Here is a 9,942-nt window from a genome sequence, read left to right as displayed (position 1 = left end):
GATCGAGGTGCAGTCCGGCTCCTACCTCGGCGAGGACGACATCGTCCGCCTGGAAGACACCTACGGACGCGCGTGAGGCCGGTTTGTCACGCAACTATCCCGCGCGAAGGCGGCCTGCCCAAACGCGGTGGCTTGATTTCCGATTGATTTCCCCCCCTAATGTCGCGGGGAACCCAGGACGCTGCGGCGTACCTTATGCATTGATCGAGATCTTGTCTTGGATCGGGGGCGGTCTCTCTAATCATATAAAGTGCAGTTAATTTGACGCCGCATGTGCGGTGACTTGACCTTGGGGTATGGCGTCCTGATGAGAGGGGCGCCTGCCTTGTCGTGTCTTATGGGTGTCTCGGCGGCGGTCCCTCAAGGCGCCAACCGGCAGGCTTCCAGCAGGAATCGGAGCGCGTCTTGTCTGAATCGAACCCGGAATTGGCGCTCAAGGACGGCAGCGCTCGTGCCGCACCGAAGTCGCCCGCCTGGGCCGCTGGTCTGGTGGAACTGCTCTTCGGCCGGGCCGATGCCGCGCAGTTGCCGAACGGGGCGCGCGACCCGCTGACGGCGGCGCGGGCGCTGCTGCTCTCCGATGCCTTCGCCGAGACCGTGCTGGGGCCGCTTGCCGCGGGCCGGGCCCCGCCGCAGGCGGCACGCGCCGCCATCGTGCCGGAAGCGCCGCGCCGCCTGGCCGAGACGCATATCTTCGCCGGGCGCCTGCAGCTTTCCGGCGCCAGCTTCGCCGAGCCTTGGCCGCGCTTCCTGCTGCGCCTGCTGACGCATGAGGATTCCGCCCTGCGCCTGGGCGCCGCGGGCTGGCAGGCGGCGCCCGCGGAGTCCGCGCAGACACGCCTGGCGGAGCTGACCCAGGCGGCGCTGCGCGCGCAGGCGGCGCAGGATCCGCTGCTGCGGCATCGCGTCTTCACCACCGCCGCCGCGCCGCTCGGCGTCGATACGCTGTTCCGCTATGTGCTGGGCCGCCCGCCGACGGCGCGCGACAATCTGCAGTCCTCGGCGCGGGAAGGCTACCACAGCTGCATCCGCCGCTTCCTGCTGGCGCCGGAATTCGACCGCAACGTGCTGACGCCGCTGCGCGACGGCAAGCCGCCGCAGCATGCGGCGCAGCCGCCGCTGGAGCCCGGGCACCTGGCGATGCTGCAGGCGCTGTTCGGCCGCCCCGAGGTGCCGGTGGAAGACTGGTCGGCGGAGCTGATGCAGTTCCTCGGCCAGGCGGATCTCATCACCGGGCTGATCGGGCCCACGGCGGCGCTGAACCCGAAGCAGCGCGCCGTCGCCTCCCGCCTGCGCGCCGTGGTCGCAGTGGCGGACACCGCGGCGGCGCCGGGTGCCTCACGGCTGCCGGTCGCCACCCGCTGGCGCGATGGCCGCGTCCTGGTGGTGCATGTCGATCCCGCGCAGGTCGCGATGGCGGAGCCGCTGCGCTGCCCGATGCGTCTGGAGCTGACGGCGCCGCGCGTGATGGCGCTCGACTTCAAGCCCGAGAGGATCTTCCGCGGTCTGCTGGAGGCGAGCGTGACGGTCCCGCTCCTCGCGCTGGCGCCGCATGCGATCGAGGGCGAGCTGTTGCTCTATCCCTCGGACGCGCCGGACGCCGCGCCGCTGGCCCGCCTGCCGGTCTATGTCGAGATGCCGGCGGAGGCGATCGAGGCCATCCTGGCCCGCAAGAAGGAGGAGCTGGACCGTGCCGGCTTCCTGGCCCATCGCGGCCGCACCGGCGATGCGCTGAAGCAGCTCGATGCGATGCTGGCGGATGCGCCCGCATGGGCGCAGCCGCGCGCCCTGGCGCTCAGCCTGCGGCTGATCTCGGGCACGCTCGACCCCGAAGCGGCCTTGCAGGAGATCGCGGCGGCACCGCGTGACCCGGCGCTGTCGCGGCTGGCCGTGGCGCTGCGCCTGCGGGCCGGTGCGGCGGCCGAGGCGCTGCGCCTGTTGGACTCCCTGCCGGCCACGACCGAGCCCGCCTGGCGGGTGCTGCAGGCGGTGATTCGCCACCGTGCCACCGGCCAGGCCGGCAATTCGCTGGATGGCCTGGCGCCGGACTGGGCGCAGCATCTGCTGCTCGCCCTCTTTGCGCCCGGCGCCCGCGCAGCGATGCCGGCCAGCGCGCTCGGCGCGCTGCCGCCGGACGCCGTGCGCGTCGCCCTGGCCCGCGGCGTGGTGCAGGCCATGGCCATCGCCTTCCTGCCGCCGCGCACGGTGGCGGAGACGGTGCAGGCCTTCGATCGCGCCGAGCTGCTGGGCCTGGCGCAGCTCTGCAAGGACGCGCTGGCGCAGGAATGGATGGCGCAGCTGCTGCCCGCGCTCGGCCTGCTGCCGGCGGAGTCCATTCCCGATCCCTGGGTGCAGCTTTCCGCCGCCCGCGTGCAGCAGGCCTTGGGCCAGTTCGAGAATGCCATGGCCCTGACGGAGGCGGTGCTGCGCCGCAAGCCGGCGGAGATGGATGCGCTGATGCTGGGCGCCACGCTCAAGCACCGCCTGGGCGAGACGGAGGAGGCGATCCGCCTGCTCGACCGCGCCCTGCTGCAGAAGCCCAAGGATGCGCGGCTCAGCGAGCGGGTATTGGCGCTGGAGCTGGATCTGAACAAGCGCGAGCCGCTGCGGTCCCGGCAGCGCGCCGACCGGCTGATGGCGCAGCTGCTGGAGGTGCGGCAGCGCGAGCTGGCCGGCGCGCCGGGCGATGTGCAGACACGCTACGAATACGCCCGCACCGTCGCCATGGCGGAACGCTTCGACGAGGCGATCCCGATCCTGGAAAGCCTGGCCGAGGCGGCGCCGGAGGAGCTGCGCTACAAGATCGAGCTGATGCGCCTTGGCCAGCTGGCCGGCGACCACAAGACGGTGCTGCGGTGGTTCCGCGCCATGAAGCCGGAGGAGCGCGACGAGCGCGCCACCGTCTGGGCCATCCGCGCCCATCGCGGCCTGGGCGAGGTGGAGGAGGCGCAGGCGCTGCTGGACGACGCTGGCTCCCGCGACAGCGGGCAGATGCAGCGCGAATATGTCCGCAACCTGTTCTTCACCGGCCATTTCGACCGCGCCCTGGAAGCCGCCGAGGCGGCGATCGAGCGCGCGCCGGCGGATCTGGAGCTGCGCCTGCTGGCGGCCGCGGTGAACCTGGAGACGGGGAACAATGCGCGCGCCGCGCAGCATGTGGACTGGACCCACCGGAACGGCGGCGCCGCCGCCTATCCGCTGGAGATGCCGCTGTTCCGCTACGCCGTCGCGCACAAGGCCGGCGATACGCCCGGCGCGCTGCGCTGCCTCGATCCGATGTTCGCGCGCGTCGGCGCGCAGCCGGTGCTGCTGGACCGCAGCCAGGGCGCCCAGGCCTTCGACCAGCTGGTGGGCAGCGGCCGGCACGGCCGCTTCGCCGGGCCCTTCCCGCCGGTCTTCGACGGGCCCTTGGTCTCCGTCATCATGACCTCCTACAACGTCGAGACCTACCTGCCGACGGCCGCCCGCTCGATCCTGCAGCAGAGCTACCGCAACCTCGAGCTCATCATCGTCGACGACGCCAGCACGGATCGCACGCCGCAGATCCTGATGGAGCTCGAACGCTCCGACCCGCGGGTGAAGGTGATCCTGAAGACCACCAATGACGGCACCTATGTCAGCAAGAACACCGGCATGCTGCAGGCGCAGGGCGAATTCATCGCGCTGCAGGATTCCGACGACTGGTCGCATCCCGACCGCCTGGCCAGCAGCATCAGCGTGCTGCTGCGCCGGCCGGATGTGATGGGGCTGACCACCGACTGGCTGCGCATGACCTCGGACGGCGACATCGTCATCAAGGCGGGCGGCCAGATCTCGCATCTCTGCTGCATCTCGCTGGTCTTCCGGCGCGCGCCCGTGCTCGACAAGGTCGGCTTCTTCGACAGCGTGCGCATCGCGGCGGATCTGGAATTCATCCAGCGCATCGGCCTGACCTGGGGCGCCCGCGCCGTGCCGCGTCTGCGTTGGCCGCTGCTGTTCGGCCGGGCGCGGTCGGACAGCCTGACGGCCAGCGAGGAATTCGGCATCTCCCGAACCGGCTTCACCGAGCCGCGGCACATCTACCACGAGAACTCGGAATCCTTCCACGCTCGCATCAAGGCCGGCGAGCCCGCCTATATGCCCTTCCCGCTGCGCGTCAGGCCCTTCGTCGCGCCGAAGATCATCCTGCCCGTGCGAGAGAGCTGACATGCCGGTTCCGGTGATCAACTGCACCATGTATCGGGACAACCCCTATACCGAGGTGCTCTATTCAGGCCTTGCGGAGCGCTACACGCCGCTGCGCGGCCGCGTCGACGACGCCATCGCCCGCCTGCAGGCGCGGGAGAAGGTGCTGCTGCACATCCACTGGGAGGAACACATCGTCCGCCCCTGCCGCACCGAGGTGGAGGCGCGCGTGGCGGCGGAGTATTTCCGCGCCGCGCTGGAACGCTTCGTCGCCATGGGCGGCCGCCTGGTCTGGACCGTGCACAACAGCCTGCCGCACGAGCTGGAGCATGTGCAGCAGTTCCTGCAGATCCGCCAGGCAATCGGCGATTTCAGCGACCGGATCCTGGTGCACAACACCGAGGCGATCAATGTGCTGGCGGACCAGATCCGCCTGGACCGGCGCAAGATCTACTTCCTGCCGCACCCCTCCTATCTCGGCGTCTATGAGCCGGAAGCGGCGGCCCAGTCTGCGGTCAGCGAGGCCGCCATCGCCGAGACCACTGCCGCGCCGCATGGCCGCAACATCCTCTCCTTCGGCAAGATCCGCCGCTACAAGGGCACGGAGCGGCTGATCGAGGTGCTGACACCGGATTTCCTCGCCGCGCAGCAGGCGCGGCTGCAGATCAGCGGCGAGCCGATTCCGGAGGATCCCTTCCTCGATGAGCTGCGCGCCCAGGCGGCGGGGCGGCAGGACATCGTCTGGGATATCCGCAAGGTGGAGGATGCCGAGGTGCCCGCCCTGATGCGCGGCGCCGCCTGCGTGGTCATCCCCTATGAGCGCTTCCTCACCTCCGGCGTCGCGCTGCTCGCACTCAGCGTCGGTTCGCTGCTGATCGGCCCGGCGACGCGGCAGCTGCGCGAATTGCTGCCCGTTGTCTCCCAGCGCTTCCTCTTCGAGCCGGAGTCGGCCGAGGATCTGCGCCGTGCGGTCGCCGATGCGCTGGCCCTGACGGCGGAGGAGCGGGCCGGGCTTTCGCGCGCCTACCTGGAGCGTGCCCAGCATTTCCATCCGCAGCGCATCAGCCAGCACCTCGGTCGGGTGCTGGATCCCTTGCTGCACTGACTTGCCGCCGGGCGAGCCGGCGGGTGCAGGCTGGTGCCGCCCGAATCGCAATGGTAGTCTCCGATCAGCAATGCAATGGTCGCCTTCCGCCTGCAGGAGGTCTGTCGTTTCGGATACGGCAGGGGGCGCCGCGGTAGCGGCAGTTCCCGCGCCGGCCGCATGGCCAGCCTTTCCTTCCCCCTCCCGAACCCAGAGGCCCCCAGGTGCCTGAGGCTCCCACCTTGATTGACGCAAGCAAGACCGAGACCGGCCTGTCCCAGGCCTATGCCGAGGCCGCCACGCTGCTGCGGGACCCGGCCTCCTTGTCGGGCGAGGCGCTGGCCCAGGCCGCGCTGCAGGTGATGGACTGGCTCTGGGCCCTGCCTGACCCGGAGGCTACCTGCGCCCTGTTCCGGCAGACCCGGGACCGGGTGCCGGCCGGCGGGGCGCCGGCCGAGGCCGTGGTGCCCTATCTGCTGCGCGGCGCCGCGGCGCTGTTCGCCACGGGCGCTTCGGCGGAAGCAAGGACGCTGCTGCAGGGGCTGATCGCCAGCCGGCCGGACCTGCTGCCTGCGCGCCGCCTGCTGGCCGCGGGGCTGCGCGCCGAAGCGCCCGACCTGGCGCTGTCCACGTTGGCCGCGCTGCGGGACACGCCCGCCTTCCAGAAGGATGCCGCGGCGGTTGCGCTCTATCTGGACCTGCTGCTGCGCAACCGCCGCAGCGGCCTCGCGCATCTCGAGGCCAGCCGGCTGCAGGCTTCGCTTCCGGCGCCCGAGCTGATGCTGCTGCTGGCAAATGCCGAGCCGCTGGCCACCGACAGGCTGGTGCTGCTGAACGCCTTCTTCGAAAGCCAGCAGCTGGCGCCGCTGGCGCTGCGGCAGGCGGCGCCGGGCGGGCGGCTGCTGGATGGCTTCGCCTGGCCCTGGCGCGGCGCCGGCGATGGGCCGCTGGTGTCCGTGCTGATGGTGGCCACGGACGCCGCCGCCACGCTCGCCACCAGCCTCGCCGCGCTGCAGGCGCAGAGCCATGGCAACTGGGAAGCGCTGGTCGTCGACAATGCCAGCACCGATGCCACGGCCGGGCTGCTGCGCGGCCTGGCGCAGCAGGACAAGCGCATCCGCCCGATCGTGCAGGCGAAGCGCCTGGCCGCAGGGGCCGCGCTGAACCTGGCGCTGCAGGCGGCGGCGGGTGAATTCGTGCTCTGCCACGGCGCCAGCCTGGTGTCGCATCCGGACCGGCTGAAGCTGGAAGTGGCGGCGCTGGCGGCGCAGCCGTCGCTGCTGGCCGGCATCTCCCAGGTTGTCCAGCTGGACTGGGCTGGCCAGGCGCTGGCGGGCCTGGAGGGCGGCTTCCGTCAGCCGCATCGCGCCTCCCCCCTGTTCCGCCGGGCCGAGGTGGTGCGCGACATCGGCCATTTCGCCGCGATCGAGGAGGGGGCGGAGCAGGATCTGCTGACCCGCATCGTCGGCTTCCGCGGCGCCGCCAGCCTGGTGCAGCTGCCCCAGGCCCTGGCCTTGGCGCCCGAGGCGAAGGACGGCTGGCAGGCCGCGCCGGCGGCCCTGGGCCCCTGGCTGGACTGGCTGGCGGCCTGCCTGGCCGAGGGCCGAGCCCCCTTGATCCTGCCGGATGGCACGCCGGGCGCGGGCGGGGATGGCATGCCGGACCCGCTGGCCGCCGCGCGCGATGCCTCATCCTGCGCCCGGCTGAGTCTCAGGCCGGCCGCGGTGGCGTCGAAAGGCGCCCTGATCACCACTCGGACCTCGGCCTCTACCCCGGCCGGCCTGGCGCCCGGCGCGCATCTGCGGCCGGTGCTGCATGTCGCGGATCTCGGCGCGGACTCCCAGCTGGTGACACTGCTTCTGAACCATGCGGTGATCGAGCAGCGACAGGGCCTGCGCAGCCAGGTCTGGAACATCCTCGGCACTGCCCCCAAGGGCTTCTGCTGGCAGGCCCAGCGGCTGCGCGCCGCAGGCCTGCCGATCCTCGAGGAGGCGCCGGAGGAGCCGGCCAGCCTCTTCATCTATGGCCGCCGCCTGCTGGACCGGCTGGCCGATGTGCCGCCCCCGCCTGCCGGCAGCGAGGTGGTGGTGCTGGTGGCCACGCCCGCGGAGGTGGCCGAGGCGAGCAAGCGCCTGGCGAAGCTGGGACTGGCGGGCCGCGTGCTGCCGGCCAATTTCGCGTTGTTCGTCAACCGGCCGGACCTGGCGCAGGGCCAGGCGCTGCAGGATCGCTGGGATGTCGCGCTCGCCACCAACCTCTTCGGCGAGAGCCGCCCGGCGACAGAGCTCGGCAGCATCGGGGTCTCGCTGCATGGCCAGGTGGTGTCGGAGGCGGATCTCGCCTTCATCGAGGCGCTGAGGGCCGCCACCGGCACGGCGCCCATCGTGCTGGTGGACCCGGATTCGAAGGACAGGCTGGCCGGGTCGCCCGCGCGCGTCGTGCTGGCCAGCCGCGGCCGCAACTTCTGGAACGACTTCTTCGCCGACGTCACGCTGCTGGTGGAGCGTGACGGGAATATCGCCAAGCTGGGCCTGCTGAGCGGCGTGGCCCAGTCCATCCTGCGTCGTCGGCCGGTGGTGCTGGTGACGGCGGAGGATACGGCCACGCCGGGCTTGCTCGCCTTCCCCAGCGAGTCCGAGGTGCTGGGCTTCCTGGGCGGGCTGTCGCGCAACCCGGGGGCCTATGCGGCCCTGGTGAAGACCGCGCAGGCCGAGCTGGGCGCGCATCTCGGCGATGGCTTCCACCTGCAGCGGCTGCGCGAGCTGGAAGCCTGAAGCCCGGCGCGGCGGGCCAAGCCGCCGCGCCCGCCGCGCCGCGCGTTCAGCCGATTGCCAGCGCCTCCGCCACCCGGCGGGCGAAGGCCACCGGGTCGCGCGGCGTATCGCCATCCTGCACCCGGGCCAGGTCCAGCAGCAGGCCGGCGCTCTCGGCCAGGTCCTCTGCCGCCGCGGCGCGATCCGCCAGGCGGCGGATCAGCGGATGGCGCGGATTCACCTCCAGCACCGGCAGCCCCCCCGGGAAGCCGCGGCCGGCGCGGCGCATCAGGCGCTGCATCTGCAGGTCCGGCCCCATCTCGCCGGCGGCCAGCACCACGGCGCTCTCCACCAGCCGGTCGGTCGCCCGCACCTCCGCCACGTCGTCCTTCAGCGCGTCCTTCAGGAGCGGCAGCAGGCGGGAGAGGTCGGCGGCCTCGCCCTGCTGCGCCGTGCCCTCGACCGCGGAGAGGTCGATGCTGCCCTGAGTGATGCTGCGGATCGGCTTGTCGTCGAACTTCTCCAGCCGCTCGGGCCAGAAGGCGTCGATCTGGTCGGTCAGCAGCAGCACCTCCACGCCCTTGGCGCGGAAGCCTTCCAACTGCGGCGATTTCGCCAGGGCCTCGGCATTGTCGCCGAGCAGGACATAGATCGCCTCCTGCCCCGGCTTCATGCGTGAGACGTAGTCGGGCAGGGAGGTCCAGCCCTCGACCGCGGAGGAGCGGAAGCGGATCAGGGGCGCGAGGTCCTTGCGGTGCTCCGCATCCTCCCAGACGCCCTCCTTCAGGATGGCGCCGAAATTCTCCCAGAATTTTGCGAAGCTCTCGGCGTCCTTGGCCTTGGTCTTCAGCTCGGACAGCACGCGGCTGGTGACGGCGCGGCGGATGCGGGCGAGCACCGGCGTCGCCTGCAGCATTTCGCGGGACACGTTGAGCGGCAGGTCCTCGGTATCCACCACGCCCTGCACGAAGCGCAGCCAGGGCGGCAGCAGCGCCGCTTCCTCGGTGATGAACATGCGGCGGACATGCAACCGCACGCGGCTCTCCCGCTCACCCTCCACCGCCTGGAAGGGCTTCATCCCGGGGATGAAGAGCAGGGCGGTGAAGTCGAGCGCGCCTTCCGCGCGCCAGTGCAGCGTGGCCCAGGGCTCGTCGAAGATATTGCCGAGATGCCGGTAGAATTCGGTGGTCTGCTCCGCCGTCACCTCGGACTTCGACTTGCGCCACAGCGCGGTGCCTTCGTTCGCGGCCTCCTCCACCCCGTCCTTGGTCACGGTGATGGGGATGGTGATGTGGTCGGCCCATTTGCGGATGATGGTCTGCAGCCGCAGCGGCTCCAGGAACTCCTCCGCATCCGCCTTCATGTGCAGCACGATGTCGGTGCCGGCCTCGGCACGGCTGGCGGGGGCCAGGGTGTATTCGCCGCTGCCCGCGCTGGCCCAGAGCCAGGCTTCCTCGGTGCCGGCGCGGCGGGAGGTGACCTCGACCCGCTCCGCCACCATGAAGGCGGAATAGAAGCCGACGCCGAACTGGCCGATCAGGCTGGGCTTCTCCGCCGCCGGCGCTTCGGCGAGCGATTTCGCGAAGGCCAGCGTGCCGGAGCGCGCGATGGTGCCGAGATGCTGGGTGAGCTCCGCCTTGGACATGCCGATGCCGGCGTCCGAGATGGTGAGCGTCCGCGCCGCCTTGTCCGGCACGATCCGCACCTTCGCATCGTCCGGCAGCATCAACGCGGCATCGGTCAGGCTCTCGAAGCGGCGGCGGTCCACCGCATCGGCCGCATTGGCTACCAATTCGCGCAGGAAGATCTCGCGTTCCGAATACAGCGCATGCACCACCAGATCGAGCAGGCGGCCGACCTCGGCGCCGAATTCATGCCGCTCTACGGTTTCGCTCATGACGGATCCCTCGGGAAAGTTGCGCGGCGGGCGATATGCGAGAG

Annotated in this window: 5 protein-coding genes; 4 read left to right on the top strand and 1 reads right to left on the bottom strand. The window is 71.3% G+C overall.

Annotated elements, in window-relative coordinates; translation table 11 throughout:
* The 4 genes from J3S20_RS31305 to J3S20_RS24860 form a co-directional block, all read left to right on the top strand.
* A partial coding sequence (locus J3S20_RS31305; protein ID WP_216837025.1) for a hypothetical protein occupies positions 1–76 on the top strand: 76 nt, incomplete at its 5' end.
* A gap of 329 nt (positions 77–405) precedes the next feature.
* Positions 406–4,185: a glycosyltransferase gene (locus J3S20_RS24870; RefSeq protein WP_216839606.1), complete on the top strand. Its 3,780-nt coding sequence runs from the start codon at positions 406–408 to the stop codon at positions 4,183–4,185.
* Between the two features lies 1 nt (position 4,186).
* Complete coding sequence (locus J3S20_RS24865) at positions 4,187–5,269, top strand: glycosyltransferase (protein WP_216839605.1); 1,083 nt, start codon at positions 4,187–4,189, stop codon at positions 5,267–5,269.
* A 221-nt stretch (positions 5,270–5,490) separates the two neighbouring features.
* Positions 5,491–8,022: a glycosyltransferase family A protein gene (locus J3S20_RS24860; protein ID WP_216839604.1), complete on the top strand. Its 2,532-nt coding sequence runs from the start codon at positions 5,491–5,493 to the stop codon at positions 8,020–8,022.
* A 46-nt stretch (positions 8,023–8,068) separates the two neighbouring features.
* Here J3S20_RS24860 and htpG read toward each other — a convergent pair whose 3' ends face one another.
* A complete protein-coding gene (gene htpG, locus J3S20_RS24855; RefSeq protein ID WP_216839603.1) occupies positions 8,069–9,898 on the bottom strand; it encodes a molecular chaperone HtpG in 1,830 nt (609 codons plus the stop codon).
* Between the last annotated feature and the right edge of the window lie 44 nt (positions 9,899–9,942).

It is taken from the genome of Falsiroseomonas tokyonensis, from assembly GCF_019024325.1.
Taxonomy (GTDB): Bacteria; Pseudomonadota; Alphaproteobacteria; order Acetobacterales; family Acetobacteraceae; genus Falsiroseomonas; species Falsiroseomonas tokyonensis.
This window is presented reverse-complemented; position numbering and strand designations above follow the sequence as displayed.

Bases quoted from the DNA above. Each gene is read 5' to 3' on its own strand.
- htpG (WP_216839603.1), bottom strand. From the start codon at position 9,898: ATGAGCGAAACCGTAGAGCGGCATGAATTCGGCGCCGAGGTCGGCCGC.
- J3S20_RS24865 (WP_216839605.1), top strand. From the start codon at position 4,187: ATGCCGGTTCCGGTGATCAACTGCACCATGTATCGGGACAACCCCTAT.